This window comes from Gilliamella apicola, from assembly GCF_003202655.1.
Classification (GTDB): domain Bacteria; phylum Pseudomonadota; class Gammaproteobacteria; order Enterobacterales; family Orbaceae; genus Gilliamella; species Gilliamella apicola_R.
In genome coordinates this window covers 201,687-219,469 of sequence record NZ_QGLR01000013.1, presented here as the reverse complement: position 1 = coordinate 219,469, position 17,783 = coordinate 201,687, and the positions used below count along the sequence as shown (strand labels likewise).

General features: G+C 37.3%; 19 protein-coding genes and 1 CRISPR repeat array. Of the genes, 12 read left to right on the top strand and 7 right to left on the bottom strand.

The features are described 5' to 3' along the window. Nucleotides 1–7 precede the first annotated feature (7 nt). A complete protein-coding gene (gene aroK, locus DKK70_RS12295; protein WP_034883898.1) occupies nucleotides 8–529 on the bottom strand; it encodes a shikimate kinase AroK in 522 nt (173 codons plus the stop codon). 188 nt (nucleotides 530–717) lie between these two features. Next, nucleotides 718–1,680, bottom strand: a complete 963-nt coding sequence (gene gutQ / locus DKK70_RS12290) for an arabinose-5-phosphate isomerase GutQ (protein WP_110434273.1) — start codon at nucleotides 1,678–1,680, stop codon at nucleotides 718–720. 500 nt (nucleotides 1,681–2,180) lie between these two features. Then, nucleotides 2,181–2,930: a CRISPR direct-repeat array (repeat unit 28 nt; unit sequence GATTGATGCCGTATAGGCAGTTTAGAAA). Between the two features lie 187 nt (nucleotides 2,931–3,117). Between gutQ and DKK70_RS12285 the strand changes: the two genes are divergently transcribed. Further along, nucleotides 3,118–3,579, top strand: coding sequence for a hypothetical protein (locus DKK70_RS12285; RefSeq protein ID WP_110434272.1), 462 nt, complete (start codon nucleotides 3,118–3,120; stop codon nucleotides 3,577–3,579). 594 nt (nucleotides 3,580–4,173) lie between these two features. Here the strand turns inward: DKK70_RS12285 and DKK70_RS12280 are convergent. Further along, the gene (locus DKK70_RS12280; RefSeq protein ID WP_110434271.1) at nucleotides 4,174–4,797 is read right to left on the bottom strand and encodes a LysE family transporter; all 624 of its coding nucleotides are present in this window, start codon (nucleotides 4,795–4,797) and stop codon (nucleotides 4,174–4,176) included. Continuing rightward, the gene (locus DKK70_RS12275; RefSeq protein WP_110434270.1) at nucleotides 4,794–6,236 is read right to left on the bottom strand and encodes an LTA synthase family protein; all 1,443 of its coding nucleotides are present in this window, start codon (nucleotides 6,234–6,236) and stop codon (nucleotides 4,794–4,796) included. The genes DKK70_RS12280 and DKK70_RS12275 overlap by 4 nt, the downstream gene beginning before the upstream one ends. A gap of 249 nt (nucleotides 6,237–6,485) precedes the next feature. Here DKK70_RS12275 and DKK70_RS12270 point away from each other — a divergent pair, with 249 nt between their 5' ends. The 10 genes from DKK70_RS12270 to DKK70_RS12225 all read left to right on the top strand — a co-directional run bounded on the left by DKK70_RS12270 (nucleotide 6,486) and on the right by DKK70_RS12225 (nucleotide 15,925). Continuing rightward, a complete protein-coding gene (locus DKK70_RS12270) occupies nucleotides 6,486–7,115 on the top strand; it encodes a nitroreductase family protein (RefSeq protein WP_110434269.1) in 630 nt (209 codons plus the stop codon). Nucleotides 7,116–7,126: 11 nt separating this feature from the next. After that, a complete protein-coding gene (locus DKK70_RS12265) occupies nucleotides 7,127–8,335 on the top strand; it encodes an FTR1 family iron permease (RefSeq protein WP_219999776.1) in 1,209 nt (402 codons plus the stop codon). Nucleotides 8,336–8,469: 134 nt separating this feature from the next. Continuing rightward, nucleotides 8,470–9,033, top strand: a complete 564-nt coding sequence (locus tag DKK70_RS12260) for an iron transporter (RefSeq protein ID WP_110434268.1) — start codon at nucleotides 8,470–8,472, stop codon at nucleotides 9,031–9,033. An 85-nt stretch (nucleotides 9,034–9,118) separates the two neighbouring features. Then, nucleotides 9,119–10,339 carry a Fe-S-containing protein gene (locus DKK70_RS12255; protein WP_110434267.1) on the top strand — a complete coding sequence of 407 codons (1,221 nt, stop codon included), beginning with the start codon at nucleotides 9,119–9,121 and terminating at the stop codon, nucleotides 10,337–10,339. A 21-nt stretch (nucleotides 10,340–10,360) separates the two neighbouring features. Further along, nucleotides 10,361–11,635 (top strand): ABC transporter permease, encoded by a 1,275-nt coding sequence (locus DKK70_RS12250; RefSeq protein WP_110434266.1) that lies wholly within the window; start codon nucleotides 10,361–10,363, stop codon nucleotides 11,633–11,635. A gap of 13 nt (nucleotides 11,636–11,648) precedes the next feature. Next, nucleotides 11,649–12,791, top strand: a complete 1,143-nt coding sequence (locus DKK70_RS12245) for an ABC transporter permease (protein ID WP_219999775.1) — start codon at nucleotides 11,649–11,651, stop codon at nucleotides 12,789–12,791. 11 nt (nucleotides 12,792–12,802) lie between these two features. Next, the gene (locus DKK70_RS12240) at nucleotides 12,803–13,462 is read left to right on the top strand and encodes an ABC transporter ATP-binding protein (protein WP_110434265.1); all 660 of its coding nucleotides are present in this window, start codon (nucleotides 12,803–12,805) and stop codon (nucleotides 13,460–13,462) included. Between the two features lie 20 nt (nucleotides 13,463–13,482). Then, nucleotides 13,483–13,977, top strand: a complete 495-nt coding sequence (locus tag DKK70_RS12235; protein WP_181416003.1) for a DUF4418 family protein — start codon at nucleotides 13,483–13,485, stop codon at nucleotides 13,975–13,977. Nucleotides 13,978–14,054: 77 nt separating this feature from the next. Beyond that, nucleotides 14,055–15,260: an ABC transporter permease gene (locus DKK70_RS12230; RefSeq protein WP_110434263.1), complete on the top strand. Its 1,206-nt coding sequence runs from the start codon at nucleotides 14,055–14,057 to the stop codon at nucleotides 15,258–15,260. Next, nucleotides 15,260–15,925: an ABC transporter ATP-binding protein gene (locus DKK70_RS12225; RefSeq protein ID WP_110434262.1), complete on the top strand. Its 666-nt coding sequence runs from the start codon at nucleotides 15,260–15,262 to the stop codon at nucleotides 15,923–15,925. Before DKK70_RS12230 ends, DKK70_RS12225 begins: the two co-directional genes overlap by 1 nt. A gap of 25 nt (nucleotides 15,926–15,950) precedes the next feature. Here DKK70_RS12225 and DKK70_RS12220 read toward each other — a convergent pair whose 3' ends face one another. The 3 genes from DKK70_RS12220 to DKK70_RS16845 form a co-directional block, all read right to left on the bottom strand. Then, on the bottom strand, nucleotides 15,951–16,532 hold the full coding sequence (locus tag DKK70_RS12220) for a Maf family protein (protein WP_110434261.1): 582 nt from the start codon (nucleotides 16,530–16,532) through the stop codon (nucleotides 15,951–15,953). Next, nucleotides 16,529–16,705, bottom strand: coding sequence for a hypothetical protein (locus tag DKK70_RS16850; RefSeq protein ID WP_181416002.1), 177 nt, complete (start codon nucleotides 16,703–16,705; stop codon nucleotides 16,529–16,531). Before DKK70_RS16850 ends, DKK70_RS12220 begins: the two co-directional genes overlap by 4 nt. Nucleotides 16,706–16,796: 91 nt before the next feature. Then, nucleotides 16,797–16,952, bottom strand: a complete 156-nt coding sequence (locus DKK70_RS16845) for a hypothetical protein (RefSeq protein WP_181416001.1) — start codon at nucleotides 16,950–16,952, stop codon at nucleotides 16,797–16,799. 167 nt (nucleotides 16,953–17,119) lie between these two features. Between DKK70_RS16845 and DKK70_RS12215 the strand changes: the two genes are divergently transcribed. Next, nucleotides 17,120–17,548, top strand: a complete 429-nt coding sequence (locus DKK70_RS12215) for a universal stress protein (protein ID WP_110434260.1) — start codon at nucleotides 17,120–17,122, stop codon at nucleotides 17,546–17,548. Nucleotides 17,549–17,783 lie beyond the last annotated feature (235 nt).

The following is a 17,783-nucleotide window of genomic DNA, read 5'->3' as shown; positions in this document are numbered from 1 at the left end:
AAAACTTTTAGATCTGTTCTATTTTTTCAATGATATATCCAGCAACGCCTTTAGCGCTTTGCTCATCAGTCTTAATCGTAATATCAGCGATCTCTTCATAAAGAGGATCACGCTCTTCGGCTAATTCTTCATAAAGTTCACGGGGGGTATTACCACCTTGTAATAAAGGACGACGCTTATCTTTTTGGGTTCTTGCCATCTGTTTTTCAATCGTAGTTTCTAAGTAAACTACAATACCTCGTGCTGATAAACGGTTACGCGTCTCTTTAGATAAAACCGAACCACCACCGGTTGCAAGTACTACTCCTTGTTTTTCAGTCAATTCGTTAATGACTTTTTCCTCTCTGGCTCGGAATCCGTCTTCACCTTCTAAATCAAAAATCCATGCTATATCAGCACCGGTACGTTTTTCAATCTCTTGGTCAGAGTCAAAAAATTCCATGCCTAGCTGTTGTGCAATTTGTCGGCCTATTGTGCTTTTTCCTGCCCCCATTGGGCCAATTAGAAAGATATTTCGCTTTTCTGCCATTGTAATTTCATCATCTATTAATTTTGGTTAAAATTTACAACACAATATCAATTTATAATGAAATGATTAATCAATCATTTCAGTACTGAATTGTGTAACTTACTTGGATCTCCGTCTAACGACAAAAATTTAGGTCGGTAATTATCTCAATAGATAGCCCCTTTTTGCAACAGGTATTTATTAATCGTTTAACCAATACCCGCTTGATGCAGATCATGAATATTCAGTGCACCGACTAATTCGCCGTGGTTATTGACCACTGGTGCAGCTGTGATGTTATGATCATTAAATGATTTTAAAGCCTCGACTGCTTTCCAAGTTTCCGGTATTTGATATCCTGGACTTGTCATCACATCGATAATCTTATCTTGTAGTGTACCATGTTTTAATAACAAACGGCGTAAATCTCCATCAGTAAAAACACCGACTATTTTATTACCATCTTTACATATTGCAACCAACCCTACACCGGTTCGACTTAATTCTAACATCGCGTCAAGTACCGTTGCCGATTGTGGAACGCTAGGAATTAAATCTCCCTTACGCATAATGTCTTTTACATGATTTAATAATTTTGCGCCTAAACTGCCAGCAGGATGGGAACGAGCAAAATCTTCTTCCTTAAAACCACGAGCTCGCATAACCGCAATGGCTAGCGCATCACCCATTAATAACGTATTGGTTGAACTTGACGTTGGTGCTAGTCCCATCGGGCAAGCTTCCTTTTCGATTGAAATGTCCAACACTGCTTGTGCCGCTAAGGCTAATGGTGAATCAAGCCCGCCAGTGATGGCGATAACCGGAATATTCATCCCGGCAAGGATCGGTAAAATAAATTGAAACTCCTTAGCTCGTCCTGAATAAGAAATTAAAATCACTACATCGTTTTCGGTTACCATGCCTAAATCACCGTGCAATGCCTCGGAGGGATGCATAAAAAACGCGGGGCTACCCGTACTGGCTAATGATGCAGCTATTTTTTTACCAATATGCCCTGATTTACCAATACCTGATACTACAACTTTGCCTTTGGTTGACAAAATTAACTGACAAGCTTTAACAAAATCTTTGCCAAGCCGAGCTGGTAATTTTTGTGCCTCATGAAGCTCAAGTTCTAGTAACTCTCGACCGTATTGTAACAATTTATCCATTTTTCAATCGCCCATTGAATTAAGACTTAAAATATTTTAATCGACCAACCGATTTTATTAATCGAATTATAACTAGTCTAACAATTAACTATCCAATATTCAAAAGGCTTTTAGAATAAAAAGCAAAAACTAGAAAATTAATTGGAAAAAGGGTAGAAAGTGATAAGCGTTTTTACTAGAAGTAGTATAAATAAATTCGGCACAATTTTTAATTGATGAAATGTGATGATTATTGGTTGCCCAGATTGAAAAATCACAGAAAAAATAAATTAATATCTACTTATTATAGTAATATCAACTAACCTATAAACACCTTGCGCAAAAAAGTTGAACCCTCTCATTTTGAAAACCAAAATTACCTTATGGTTAACCCTTTTTTTTGAAACAAAATAAAGCCATTAAAAATCAATGCATTAAAAAGTCACTTAAAAAAAGGGTTTTTATAACCAAAATTACTCTTTGCCTTTTTGTAAACAAGATTTATAGTATGTCTGGTTCTAGATTGATGCCGTATAGGCAGTTTAGAAATATCCACCATCAGTCAATAACTATTGGAGAGTGATTGATGCCGTATAGGCAGTTTAGAAAAATTGAGATTGGTTTTAGTAGGTTTTTCGATAGATTGATGCCGTATAGGCAGTTTAGAAAGCTCTGAACTGTATACCACTATCTAAAAACATGATTGATGCCGTATAGGCAGTTTAGAAAACATGTTTAAAGTTTTTGGTTTCGCAAATTTTGATTGATGCCGTATAGGCAGTTTAGAAATCCTTATTTCTTTTTTAAAATCCACATCTTCAGATTGATGCCGTATACGCAGTTTAGAAAATTTGCCAGTAAAACAAATAGAACAGAACCATGATTGATGCTGTATAGGCAGTTTAGAAATCACTTAATAAAACTGATCCAATGTGTATTTGGATTGATGCCGTATAGGCAGTTTAGAAAATCAGTTAATAAAACGCTGACACGAACGATGCGATTGATGCCGTATAGGAAGTTTAGAAACAAGACTTCTGAAATTTATCCATATTAATTGGAGATTGATGCCGTATAGGCAGTTTAGAAAGCGCAAGTCCGGTAAAATTCCCGACGGATATGGATTGATGCCGTATAGGCAGTTTAGAAAAATCAAGCAGGGCATTTTTGAGTATTTAGGGTGATTGATGCCGTATAGGCAGTTTAGAAACCATTGCGCAAGTTGTAAATCCCGTTTTCACAAGATTGATGCCGTATAGGCAGTTTAAAAAGATAGCATTCCAAACGCTAACTCCTAAATCATGCTCTCTGCCGTAGGAAATTCACAATTTACAATCAAAATCCTGATAAACCGCTCTAGTGAAGTGACCCCATAAAGTTGGACGCTTTTATTAAGTGGTTTTTTATTGCCCAGATATTTTAAATAACTTACCATTACTTAAAATCGAAGGAGAGGGTATGAAAAGAATTTCGTTGTTATGTTTAGTTTGCTTGGCATTGTCTGGCTGTGATGATGATAGTGGTGGTAAAGTTACTAATGAGTTTTTGGTTGGAAAGTGGGATTGTAAATTAAAAAAATTCTTTGCTAAAAATGAAAATGGAAAACTTTCTGATTATGCAAAAGATGGTGAAATTATTTTTGTAAAGGAATATAAATTAGACCAAGGTAAACTATACTCAAAAAAAGATAATTCTAAAGATTGGGTATACATAGATCTAGATAATAGATATACGGGTAAAACTGATGTTATTCGTGACGATGGATTTCGCTCATTAAAAGTTACAACATTAATGACTAAAAAAAGTGATAATCAATACTTCATTAAGGAAGAATTTTTTTTAATGGAAAGAGATACTGATAACAAAAATAGATATGTATATAAAACAAACGCAGAAGGTCTGTGCACAAGAATAAAATAATCATATATTGCCCCAAAAGCAATTCAAACTCGCTGGTGAGGGTATAATGTGTTTATTACAGTGTAGGCAGTTTAAAAATACGAAAAAGATGGAGGATGGTATTTAGTTGAGATTTATGCCGTGCAGGTAGTTTAGTAATGAAAGCGTAGATATTAATAAACTAGTAGCGCGTTCACTAGCGCATAGGTCGTTTAAAAATACTCATTTCATGCTGATATGATGTTGAATCGGATTTATGCCGTGTAGGCAGAGTTCCATTTGATAAATAATTTGAAGAATGGGATTTTGAACAGCAAAATTTGGCCAATAACGACTAAGTGTAAATGCTAAATTCCTATTTTCTTAACAAGCCTAGCGTGCATTGCTTTGCATGGCCAGTGCAGGGACAAATTTTTCTGCAAAGAATTTGAACAGCTGTACATAGTAAAGATGGTATTGACCAGATGAGTATCTGGACGATATTGATAATATGTACAGAAGGTTTGTGTAACCCCCCTGTGCTAGTTGTTGTCTCAGTTGGGAATATAGTTAGCAAAGAATTAAATATCTGAACGCTAGTCACTAAAAAGTTGAGCGACAGTTTTTCTCAACGCCTTAAAACCCTAACGCCACTTTAACCCCAAGTACAATCAATATCACCCCTAATAACTTATCAATAACCGCTTGCAACTTAAAATATCGACGCTGGACGACTTGGGTCTGGAAGATAAATACGACCAATGGCCACCAAAGTAAGGCTTCAAGCCAAATGATAGCCGCAACCATCAATTTATCCATCATGGTTGAGCTAGCATTCAGAAGTTGGGTGAAGATAGCCAGAAAAAACAGCGTTGCTTTCGGGTTTAGTAAGTTACATAACAATCCTTGCATAAACGCTTTTTTAGCCGTGACATTAATCGCTTGAGTCTGTTTGGTGACATAGGTGGTGCCACTACTCTTTGCTAGTAAGGCTTTAATACCTATCCATAACAAATAAGCGGCGCCGGCATAACGTAAGGCGTTATAAAGCCATGGGGTGGCACTGATTAACACGGCAATGCCGGCCACACAATAACACATATGAATGGCGATGGCGCTAATTACCCCTAAACAGGTCATTAATGCCATTTTTCGCGGGTAGCTTAAGCTGTTTTTTAACACCAGAAAAAAATCGGGTCCGGGTGATATCATGCCTAAACAGCTAATGGTGATGACTAAAATTAAGGTATCGACGTTCATTTTTGCTCTTGTGCTGCATTATTTAAAGTGGCGATGTTTGCTTTATGTTGTTCAATAAACTGTTTTTTATCGACCTGTTCAGCAATTAAATAGTCGGTTAAAAATTTTGCATTGGTTTTAATTTGCGCACCATTTAAAATCAACCGCGGTAAGTCTATTTGGTAAATGGTTTGATTAGGGGATTTTTGAAGATCATCAATACTCGCATTAGTTAATAAGTAGAGTTTGCGCTCTTTTTCCGATAATTTTTTAACAGTTTCGGTGCCCGCACCCATCATTAGATGGTCAGGGAAGATGTAGAACACCGTGTTGTCTAGCATGCCTTGCTGTTTTAGCTGGTCGATAAATTGCCCTAAGTTGTAATCGAGCGATGCAGCCACAAAAGACATGTTGTCTTGTTTAGGGCTGATGACAGCAGTCATGCGATCATCATGAAAACCATTTGGTGCATGAGTTGAGACGGTCGAGATAAAAAGAGCAAAAGGTTTGTCAGTCTTTTTCATCTCTTGTATTTGCAGTTTGGCGATCTCTAAGATGTCTTTGTCGTATAGTCCAAATGGCGCATTCGGGTATTTGCCCGGGTAGGTCTTATCCGATATAACTTGCATGCCAAGCACTTCCGCGGTATGACCTATGCCAGCAAATTCAGGACCAGCCATCACGTAACGAGTTTGGTAGCCAGCTTGTTTTAGAACATCACCTAAGGTTACCAATTGAGTGGTGTTGGCGTTTTTTAAAGGGGATGTTGAGTGTTCACCGATTAAAAATGGTACTCCCGTCATATAGGTGTACATCGAGGCGGTGGTCCAAGTACTTCCCGCACTCATTGGCATATTCGGGAAGAAGGTATATTGTTGCTTAAGCTGTCTTAAATTCGGAGTGATATCAGCAAAATCTAAAAATCCTTGTTCAAAAGATTCTAATGATAATACGATAATATTTTTGCCTTGTTGGCTGTTAATTTGAGATTTTGCAACATAATCGCTCATGTTTAGCGCTTGTAACGCTTGTTCAAAGGTTGCTTTTGGTGCACAAGTGACTTGATAGATCTCATAAATGCGACTAATTGGACCATTATGATAACTAATAGAGGCAATGGCGATAGCGGCTAATGGTAAGCGCCATAGCAATCGACATTTATTACGAAATAAGCTGGCTAATTTGCTAAGGATAAAGACTAATCCTAAAAAGACGACAATCACCAAAAGCGCTTGTAGTTTGAAGATGAATAAACCTTCAATAATATCATTTACATTTAAGTTGACGTAAAACTGATAATCAATAAATCCACCACTAAAATAAATTGAGGTCAGCTCCATCACAATGATGACAGTCATTAGGATGATGGTAAGTAGTTGCCATTTTTTTTGTTTAAAAAACGAAGCTAAGGTGATAGTTAAGATAAATAGTGGTAATACAATTAAAGTCGATAATGGCATAACGAAACAGACTCAGTTTAACTTAAAGTTGGTAAATTGCATCAGTATATACTTTTTAAGCCAAAAAATAAAAATTGGACTGATGTAAAGTGTCCACAAAGTGATTTATTTTAGTTAAAGAAATGTTAAGGAGAGAATTGTTTTTTGGCGATAGCATTAGTGATAATAATTATTGTTTGTTATTGATAATTGAAAGCATTAGCAATAAGATAACAACAAATAAGTTTCTAATGCTGAAAGGTTTTGGCTATGTTGTTGTTACGTAGATTTGCTGTTTTTTTGCTAATATCTTGTATTTCCTATTGTTATGCAGATGTCACTTTACCTACACCACAAAAAAAAGAGGGTATGGGGCTATTTGATAGTCTTAAAAAACGCACTTCAACGCCAGGTGGTGGATTCCCAACTGGAATGCTATCGGACGATGAACTTTCAAACGTACTTTGGGCCGCCAGTGGCTTAAATCGTGGTAAAAACGGTTGGACTGTGCCGATGGCAAGCGGTAAACCGCCTTATGTCCGCCTATATGTTGCTAGCGAGAAGGGTACCTTTGTATATGAATGGGAAGGTCATTATCTTCGTGAAATCAATAAGCAAGATATTCGAGGTGAAATTGGTAAGCAAAACTTTACTAAGCGTGCTCCTTATATTTTAATTTTTGTCTCTGATGGCGATAGCCTTAAAGATTATGATGCGCAACAAGCCAATGATTTTAGTCAAATTGCCGTTGGTGCAATGAGTCAAAATGTTTATTTATCGGCAGCTGCATTAAAACTTAGCACACGTTATATCCATTCAATCAATCCTGAATTTATTAATCAATCATTGCAATTGCCAGAAAACAGCAAACCAATAGGAATAATGTTGTTAGGAAAATAAAGGAGCTGTAAGTGAAAAAGTATCTAACTTTAGTTGTACTTCTAATTGCAAGTTTAGCGATTTTTAGTACCCCCTCTTATGCGGCCGAAAAAAAATATGAAAGCTGGAATGCAATTATTGATGAAATGGATATCATTCTTAACGATGCCTACAATATCTATTTTATGAAAGACATCGAAGGTGCTAAAGCCCGCGTGAACAATGCCTACTTCGGGTTTTATGAAAAACATGGTGTTGAGCGAGCAGTAATGTCTTATATTTCAGGTAAACGTGGCACCGACACCGAATATCAATTTGCGAAAATCAAACGTTTAATGACGCAAAACTCACCGAATAAAACAGTACGCGCCGAAATTGACGTTATTTTAAAAATGCTACATGAAGATGCCAACGAATTAGATGGTAAAAAAGAGAGTGGTTGGAGTGTCTTTTTAGCGTCGTTTATCATTATCTTCCGTGAAGGATTGGAGGCGATACTCGTTATTGCCGCTATCTCTGCCTATCTTGTGCGTTCCAATAATAAACCAATGCTTAAAGTGGTTTATTTAAGCAGTTTGTTTGCAGTGTTTGCTAGTGTTTTAGCAGCGATTGCGTTACATACTGTGGTGGGGTTAAGTGGAGCTAATCAAGAAATTATGGAAGGCGGAGCCATGTTATTGGCTACTGTGGTGCTATTCTTTATTAGTAATTGGATGTTGTCTAAATCGGAATCTGAGGCTTGGAAGAATTATGTAGAAGGTAAGGTGCAAAGCGCAGTTTCTACTGGTAGTAGTTTTGCTTTAGGATTTGCAGCCTTTTTAGCGGTATTTCGTGAAGGTGCGGAAACCATTATCTTCTATCAAGCTATGCTAGCCGATGCGAAAGAGCATATGGATATGGTTTGGTATGGCTTGGGTGTTGGTACAATTGTCCTAGCCTTTGTCTTTGTGATTATCCGTTTTGGTACGGTTAAATTACCACTCAGACCGTTCTTTATTTGCACCAGTGCGTTAATGTATCTGATGGCGATCGCTTTTGCCGGTGGCGGAGTAAAAGAGTTGCAAGAAGCGGATATCATTCCGGTTACCCCGGTCGATTTTGTTCATTCGGTGGAAATTCTGGGTATATATCCAACTTTAGAAACATTAATTCCACAATTATTTATGGTTGTGGTGGTTATTTTGTCAGTTATCTATTACCGAAAACATACTATTAAAAATAAAACAGATAATTTAAATTGATTACATTAAATGATTCGTTGTTAAATCAAACTGTAATTAAAAATTTGGTAGTAATTGTGATTAATTAATCATTATTTTATTGATTAATTATTGAAATATAGAACTATTTGTTAAAATAAAATTAAGGAGTTTCAATGAAAAAATTATTAATCTCTGCGGGTATTTCATCAATACTTGCACTTTCATCTATGGCTTATGCTGCGGCACCGGCACCAGGAGAAGAAAAAGGTTTTGAAGAGTTCCCAATCGGTGATGAAGTAACAGTTGGTCCTTTACATATCGGTGCGGTTTACTTCCAACCTGTTGATATGGAACCTGCCGGTATGGGTGGCTTACCTGCGTCTAAATCTGATATGCATATCGAAGCTGATATTTCAGCAGCTGAAGGCAATAAATTAGGTTTTGGTGCCGGTGATTTTGTGCCTTACTTAACTGTAAAATATAAAATCCAAAAAGAAGGTAGTGCTAAAGCGATTGAAGGTACTTTTATGCCAATGAATGCATCTGACGGCCCTCACTATGGTAACAATATTAAATTAGATGGTGCTGGTAAATATAAAGTCACCTTTACTATTGAAAACCCTGAAAAACAAGGCTATTTATTGCATGTTGATAAAGAAACAGGGGTTGAAGGTCGTTTCTGGTCTAAACCAATCGAAGTTTCTTGGGACTTTGACTTTATCCCGCGTGCATGGTAATTATTAATTTAATTATTAAATAATTTTGTACTTAAGGCGAGTGTAAAAGCTCGCCAATATACGTTGTAATCGTTAGGCAATCATTATGCTCCAATATCTTATCAATATTACCGATAACACTTTTGTACCAGTGATTATGTTTGCATTAGTCAGTGCGGCATTTGTTCAATCAAGTAAAAAACATCTTGTAACTGGTTGTGTATTGGGGATGATGGCTGCACTGGTTTATGCAATATTAAAACGAAATACAGGTATTGCTGTTCGTGAATTTTATGATCTTGGTGTGATTATTGGTTGGTGCGTCATTGCCATTCCATTGCTTATCTGTTTATCGTTTAAAAAATCATTATTCCTTAATTCATTATTACTGGTGATTGCCACTGGTCTTATCACCGCACAGTGCCTACCGAATATTTTACTCTATCCATTTGAATTTGATGTTGGTATGGAATCCATATTCAATAATGACTATCTGTTTAAATGGGTGGGTTATGGTTTTGCTCTAATAGTTTGTGTTTTGCTTGGGTTGTTTGTCTATCGCCTTTGTGCTCGATTTTCAACTCGATTCGTTACTGCCATTACTACATTGGCAATTATTATCTTCACTGCGCAAAACGCTGTTAATTTACTACAAATCCTGATTGTGAGACGATTCATCTCGCCACAAAAATGGATGATGGAATTAGTAATTTTTATTTTAGCGCATGTCAATTTGTTTACCTTTATCTTCATGGTTTTGGTGTTATTACTGAGTATTTTGTTGTACACCAAATCCAAAACTACCTCGTTAGTTGGCAGTAATCCAGCCCAAATACGTAAATTAAAAGCAAGTTTACGTCGTGATCGTCGTACCTCATTATTATTAATGGCTGGCATTGCCATAACTGCTTATACCGTTACTCGTGCCCGTTATATTTTTGAAAAAGGGGTGGAATTAACTCCAGCTGAACCTGTGACACCCAATGCCGATGGTTTGATTGTGATTCCGTTAGATAGAGTCAATGATGGCAATTTGCATCGTTATGGTTATCAAGCGACTGATGGCACATTAGTTCGGTTTATTGTGATTAAGAAAAGTGAAAATGCTTACGGTGTCGGTTTTGATGCTTGTGATATTTGTGGTGCCAGTGGTTATTATCAACGCGGTAATCAGGTTGTCTGTATTTTGTGTGATGTAGTGATGAATATTGCGACGATAGGTTTTTCCGGCGGTTGTAATCCGGTACCACTTAAATATGAAATTTTAAATGGTAATATGATTATTCGACCAGCTCATCTTGAAGCTGAAAAGAGTCGTTTTAAGTAACAGTGAAAAAAGGAAGAAAATATGTTTCGTAGAATGTTACTTAGTGTGTTAGTTCGTCAAAAAAAGAAGCTATTTTTAATTGCCTTGACCGTTGCTTTGGGTGTTTCACTAGCGACCGCCATGTTAAATGTCATGTTTGATGTCGGTGATAAAGTTAATCAAGAATTAAAAGCCTATGGCGCTAACTTAAACATTGTGCCCAAAGGTGCGGCGTTGGTGAGTGAGTTATATCAACTAGATGACAAACAAGACGCGATTCAATATATTAGACAAGATGATTTAGTGAAGATTAAAATGATCTTCTGGGCATATAACATTGTTGATTTCGCCCCTTATTTAACAACCCAAGTTATGGTTAATGGTAAACCGGTCACGCTAGTTGGAACTTGGTTTAATAAACATTTGACAATTCCGACCGGTGACGAAGTGGATACCGGAATGTTAGCTATGAAGTCGTGGTGGTCAATTGAAGGCAACACCATGAAAGATGATAATTTGCAAGGTGTAATGGTAGGTGAGACTATTGCCAAGCAATTGAATCTCAAATTGGGTGATAGTATTGAGTTAACATCATCCACCCAAAAAATCACCCTAACAGTGAATAATATTTTCCATAGTGGTGGGGTTGAAGATAATGAGCTTTATGTTTCATTGCCAGTTGCGCAAAACTTGGCAAACAAAGCCGGTTTGGTTGAACGGGTGGAAGTGAGTGCACTCACCACGCCAGAAAATGATTTAGCCCGAAAGGCGGCGCAAGATCCTAATAGCTTATCACGAACCGAATGGGATACTTGGTACTGCACCGCTTATATCAGTTCGATTGCCTATCAGTTAGAGGAGTTAATGCCAGATGTTCGGGTAAAAGCGATAATGCAGGTAGCCGAATCTGAAGGATCTATCTTACAAAAAACTCAACTATTAATGTTATTGTTAACCATCTTATCGTTAATCTGTTCGGCACTCGCAATTTCTAACCTAGTGACCGCCAATGTGATTGAACGCAGTACTGAAATCGGCTTATTAAAAGCATTAGGCGCCACCAATACCTCGGTGGCGATGTTGATTCTTACCGAAATACTAATCATCGCCTTATTGGGGGGAATGGTCGGTTATTTTATCGGTCTTGGTTTTGCGCAAATTATTGGCCAAACCGTATTTGGTTCATTCGTTGAGCCTAAGATGATTATTGTCCCATTGGTATTAATTATGGTAAGTCTGATTACATTGTTAGGTAGTTTGCCTGCATTGCGTATTATGATGTTTTTACGCCCAACCGATGTATTACATGGTCGGTAAGTGAGGCTAACAGATGATGAATAAAAACCAACGCTTTATTTTAAAAACACTATTTAGCTCGCTAATTCGCCGTCGTTCTCGGATTGCTATTGCCTTACTTGGTGTCGCTATTGGGGCAACGGTACTACTAGGTATGGTAACGCTTTGCTATGATATTCCAAGACAAATGGGGCAAGAGTTTCGCTCTTATGGTGCTAACTTATTGTTGATGCCGGCCAATAATCAATCCACTATGCCAATAACTGAGGTGAAAAAAGCCGTTGATCTGTTACCGTCAGATAAAGTATTAGGTGTGACACCGTTTCGTTATGATTCCATCCGCAGTAATCAACAACCGTATACCATCGTTGGTACGCAGTTTGATCAGGTTAGCAAAACTAGCCCGTATTGGAAAATAGAAGGCGAACTACCCAAAAATCCAAATGAAATTATGATCGGCACCGATATCTCCCAATTTGCTAAACTTAGTATTGGTAGTACGATGCCGATTTCAGGTAAATCTAAAGAGAATTCTCGCTTTGATGAAGAGTTAACCATTACCGGTATTGTCAAAACCGGCCGTGCTGAGGATAACTTTATCTTTATTGATCTAAACGATCTTGAAACACTACTTGAAGAGCGCAATCAAGCCGAAGTAGTTGAAGTCAGTATTATGGCAACACAAGATGAATTACAGCGCTATATTCAAACCATTAAAGATCACTCCACTACGGTTGAACCGCATCTTATAAAATGGGTAACGCAATCCGAAGCATCGGTACTAGGTAAACTCTCCTCTTTACTTTATCTGGTCACGCTAGTGGTATTAATTTTGACGATGATCTGTGTGGCCACTACCATGATGACTGTCGTCATGGAACGGCGTAAGGAGATCGGCCTGAAAAAAGCCATCGGCGCAACCAATAAGAGTATTGCCAAAGAGTTTTTAGCTGAAGGGCTGATCTTAGGTATTATTGGTGGTGTTATCGGTGTGATTTGTGGTCTGATTTTTGCTCAAGTGATCAGCGCCAATGTTTTTGGGCGCTCAATTGTAGTTGAATTTTATCTGATACCTACAACGATTGTTATTTCGGCGGTGGTAACCATCATTGCGTGTTTGATTCCAGTAAAACGTGCGCTTGAAGTTGAACCAGCATTAGTTTTACGTGGTGAATAGGATAGTTAAGTATGAATATGCTCGAAGTGAATAATGTATCTAAAATCTATGGCTCATTACATGCCTTATCAGAAGTTAACCTAACGGTTGAAGAGGGCAAATGGTTATCCATTATGGGGCCATCAGGTAGTGGTAAAACCACGTTAATGAATATTATCGGTTGTATGGATAAACCGTCACTCGGTTCGGTAATTTTAGATGGACAAGATATTACTCAACTTTCATTACCACAATTAACAGAAATTCGCCGTGATAAGATTGGCCTAATCTTCCAACAGTTCCACCTTGTCTCTTATTTAACTGCATTAGAAAACGTGATGGTGGCGCAATATTATCACAGCATGGTGGACGAAAAAGAAGCCCTACTGGCATTAGAACGGGTGGGGCTCGCCGCACGAGCTAAACACTTACCGCGCCAATTATCGGGTGGTGAACAGCAACGCGTCTGCATCGCTAGAGCATTAATTAACTATCCAAAACTGATTTTAGCTGATGAGCCAACCGGCAATTTAGATGAAAGCAATGAAGCAATGGTCATGAACTTACTACATCAGCTTCACGAAGAAGGAAGCACCATCATCGTAGTTACGCATTCACCGGAAGTATCTAAACATGCGCAAACCACGGTGGTCCTTGAACATGGAAAAGTAGCAAGTATTATCAATAATTAATGATTAAAAGGTCTCTATTTATGAAAAATCGTATTATTACATCAGTATTGTTTATGTTAATCGGCTTACTACTTATTTTATTTCCGCTCTATATTTTACCTGTCTGCCCACTGCCAGATGTACAAGCGATGCCGGCTAGCTCTGCAATGCCAACGGAAACCATGCACGCAACGCCAATGGTTGGTGATGGTCATGTACACAATACCCCTGGTAAAATTATGAAATGCTTTTGGACATCAAGGGCGGAAATTGGTATTGGTAGTTTAGTGATCGCTATTGGTGTGCTGATGTTATTTAGTCGTTCCCTACTTGTGCGTATGGGATTAAGCATGGCATTAGCTTGCACCGCAGTACTAGCTGCTGCGATTCCAACCATTTTAATCGGTGTGTGTGGTAACGAAATGATGCGTTGCAATATGGGGGCAAGACCGGCATTGGTTTTATTGTCCTTGGTCTTGGCGATTGTTGCTATCATCAATGTATGGTATTTAAATAAACAAGCTAAACGTTGGTAACTATTATTAGTAAATAGCATTTAGTAAATAGCATTAACTAGCGTTAATATCCACTAGACAATAACGAGAAGCAAAACATGCAAGAAATAACTATCGCGAATTTAGCATGGCGAAACATTCAACGACGACCATTTCGTAGTTGTTGTTTGATTATTATTATTATGCTTTTTTCCGCTACGCTATTTGGTGGTAGTGTGTTAATGAAAAACCTAAGCTTAGGGATTTCAGGCATGGCTAATCGTTTAGGGGCAGATATTCTGGTAGTGCCTTATGGTTATGAAAAAAATCTTGAGGTGGCGCTATTACGTGGCGAACCAAGTAGCTTTTATCTGAAGGCAGACTTGATTGATAGAATCAAAGTAATCAAAGGGGTTGAAGCTGTCTCTCCTCAACTGTTTATCGCTTCATTGAGTGCTGGTTGCTGTACGTCTAAAGTACAACTAATTGGATTTGATCAGCAAAGTGATTTTGTAATCAAACCTTGGTTACAAACGCAGTTAAGCCAACCCTTGACCGACCAACAGGTTGTGGTGGGTAGCAAAATTACCTCAAATGTGGGTGACGAAATTAAGTTTTTTAATCATCCCTTTAAAATTGCCGCTAAAATGGATAGCACAGGGATGGGGTTTGACACTTCGGTTTTTATGACCATACCTGCCGCACAATCACTGATGAAATCTGCCAATTTAATTGAGGGCGATACTGATCACTTTGTTAACTATGTATCATCAATTTTTGTTAAAGTCGATCCTGATTATCAACCTAAAGATGTTGTTAATCAGATGATGCCGAAATATGCCATCGACTACAATATTGATTTTGTGATGACTAAAGGCATGTTGAGTAATATTTCTAAATGGCTTAAAGGCTTTTCAACCATTGTTTACAGCTTATCGGCAATATTTTGGTTGCTAGCGATTATTGTGATCTTTGTGATATTTTCTTCCTCACTTAATGAACGTAAACGCGAAATTAGCTTATTACGTATTTTAGGGGCTTCGCGTAGTGATTTGGTTAAAATGTTACTGCGAGAATCACTGATTATTAGCGCCTTAGGTGGTATTGTGGGCATTGTGATTGCCGGCGTCTTAATTTATGCTTTTAGCTTATTAATTTGCCAGTCAATTGGCTTGCCATGCGTAAATATTTCCATAACAGATGGCTTAATTTATGCATTATTGGTATTTTTGCTGACGTTAATTATTGGTCCGCTGTCAAGTATCTATTCGGCATTATCATTGACCAAATTTGATACTTATCAAACATTAAGAGAGGGTGAATAATGTTATTGGAAGTCAAAAACCTTCGTAAAGATTATAAACGCGCAACGCAACAATTCTCGGCGGTAAATAATATCAGTTTTTCAATGGCTCAAAACGACTTTATCAGTATTATGGGAAAATCAGGCAGTGGTAAAACCACACTACTTAATATGATTGCCGGGTTATTAACGCCAACACAAGGTAAAGTTACCATTAACGGTACTAATTTATTCGAACTCGATGATAAACAGGTATCGGCATTTCGTAATCAATACCTTGGATATATTCCACAAGGTAGTAGCTTATTACCTAACTTGACTGCACTGGAAAATATTCGCTTACCGTTTTCTCTAACTAAACGAGAAAACCAATCGAGTTTAAATTATGCGCTACAACTGCTTGAAAAAGCGCAAATCAGTTATTTGAAGGATGCTTACCCAGCCAATATGTCGGGCGGTGAAATGCGCCGAATTGCTATTTTACGGGCGCTAATTTGCCAACCACAACTGGTGATTGCCGACGAACCAACCAGCGATCTTGATGAAGAAAGCTCAGCACAAATTATGGCGTTATTAGCCGATATTCACCAACAAGGCACAGGGCTACTAATTGTTACCCATGATAATGATGTAGCAGGTTATAGCCAAAGAACGCTAAAAATGTCCTCAGGTCGATTAATCGATTAGTTTGCACTAATGATATCTTGAGTAATTATAACAATAATGGATTACAGCCCATATCAATCATGATTTTATTTAACTTTATCAATGGTAATCCGACTAACGAATTAATATCGTCACCTTCGAGTTTATCAAACAGCGTAATGCCTAACTCATCACATTTAAAACTGCCAGCACATTGTAATGGCATCTCTTTAGCGATATAAGCTTCAATTTCCGCATCAGTTAATTGGCGAAAAGTGACCTTAAATGGTTCACAAATTGTTTGCGATTGACCGCTACGAGTATTAAGCACCGTCATTCCCGTATAAAAATAAAACGCTTTGCCACTGCTGTGTTTTAATTGTTGCTTAGCATTTTCAATGGTATGTGGTTTACAAACAATCTGCCCATCCAAAACACCCACTTGGTCGGAACCAATAATTAAACTATCAGGATAGCTTGCCACTAATGACTGTGCTTTAGCATTAGCTAATCGCACCACTAACTGCTCTGCACTCTCATTTGCAAGAGGTGTTTCATCACAAATTGGTGGCACACATTCAAAAGGAATAGCTAATTTATCCAGTACTTTTTTACGTGATAGTGATGTCGAGGCTAGAATAATTCTCATTTTAACTGTTCTCTTAAAATCCATGCGGAAAGATGAGCATTAAAACCGATATGAGCGTAATAATCAACTGTCTGTGGTGCTGCAAGTAAGCCAATCGCCCAGCGATTATCAATATGCTTTTCGATAGTTTTTATCAATTGCTTACCAATATCTAATTTGATAACCCTCGTCAACTGCCAAATCAGTTAAATAAGTTATGTAAACGAAGTTACTTAAAACGAAGTTATTTAAACAGCGAGCAATAGTGATTAGCTTCGATCCACTTCATGCACTAACGGTTAAATTAGTATTATCTGATATTACTTGAAAACGAGATATTTCATCTATTGGTCTACGTTCTCCTAACCAATAACGACGCGATAATAGCGTCGCGGGTTCTATAGTTGGTTTGCTGTCATTGTCAAAAATAATATTTGCCATAGTTGATTTCCGTCATGATTTTGCAAAAAAAATATTTCAATCTTTTAAATTAGCGTTAGGATATTAATATTGGATTTAATGTGAAATTAGTATCATACTAAACCAATAGCATTGGTCTTTATTAGTTAGAATGATAAAGCCAAATTTTAATATTGTGTGGAGGTGTTATGTACAAAAAAATATTAGTACCAATTGATGTGCTTGAAGATGCATTAACTCAAAAAGTCATCCCTCATGTTGAGTGTTTAGCAAAATTATCCAATGCGCAAGTTATCTTCTTTCATACCTTACCGGTTGCATCAGCTATTGTGAATGCCTACTCATTTGGTTTTGATGAGTTTAAAGATCAAGCGACAATACAAACGGAACAGTGGTTAAATAGCTTAATTGATTCGATTAATTTACCGCGGGAAAATTTATCTTTTTCCATTACTTTTGGTAACCCAAGAGATGAAATTTTACGTTTAGCCGAAGAGATTGAGCCAGATTTGATCATCATTGGTTCAAGGCGCCCTAATATCTCTACCCATTTATTGGGATCAAATGCCTCTGGTGTGGTGCGAGGTGCAAAAACATCAGTGTTAGTCGTTCGCTAGTGTCTAAATTTATTCTCTAAACTATAACGAGGAGCAAATAACTCCTCGTTAATAATTTGTCGTTTAATACTCTTAATAAATAACCTAAAATTCATATCAATACAATCTACTATAAGTTGTGTTTATTATTAATATTAATTATAGATGCGTTTATAAATTATTTTATCACCTAACAAATTGATTAATATATTTTAATATAATTATCATCAAAAATGAAAACAAAATAGAAGCCTGT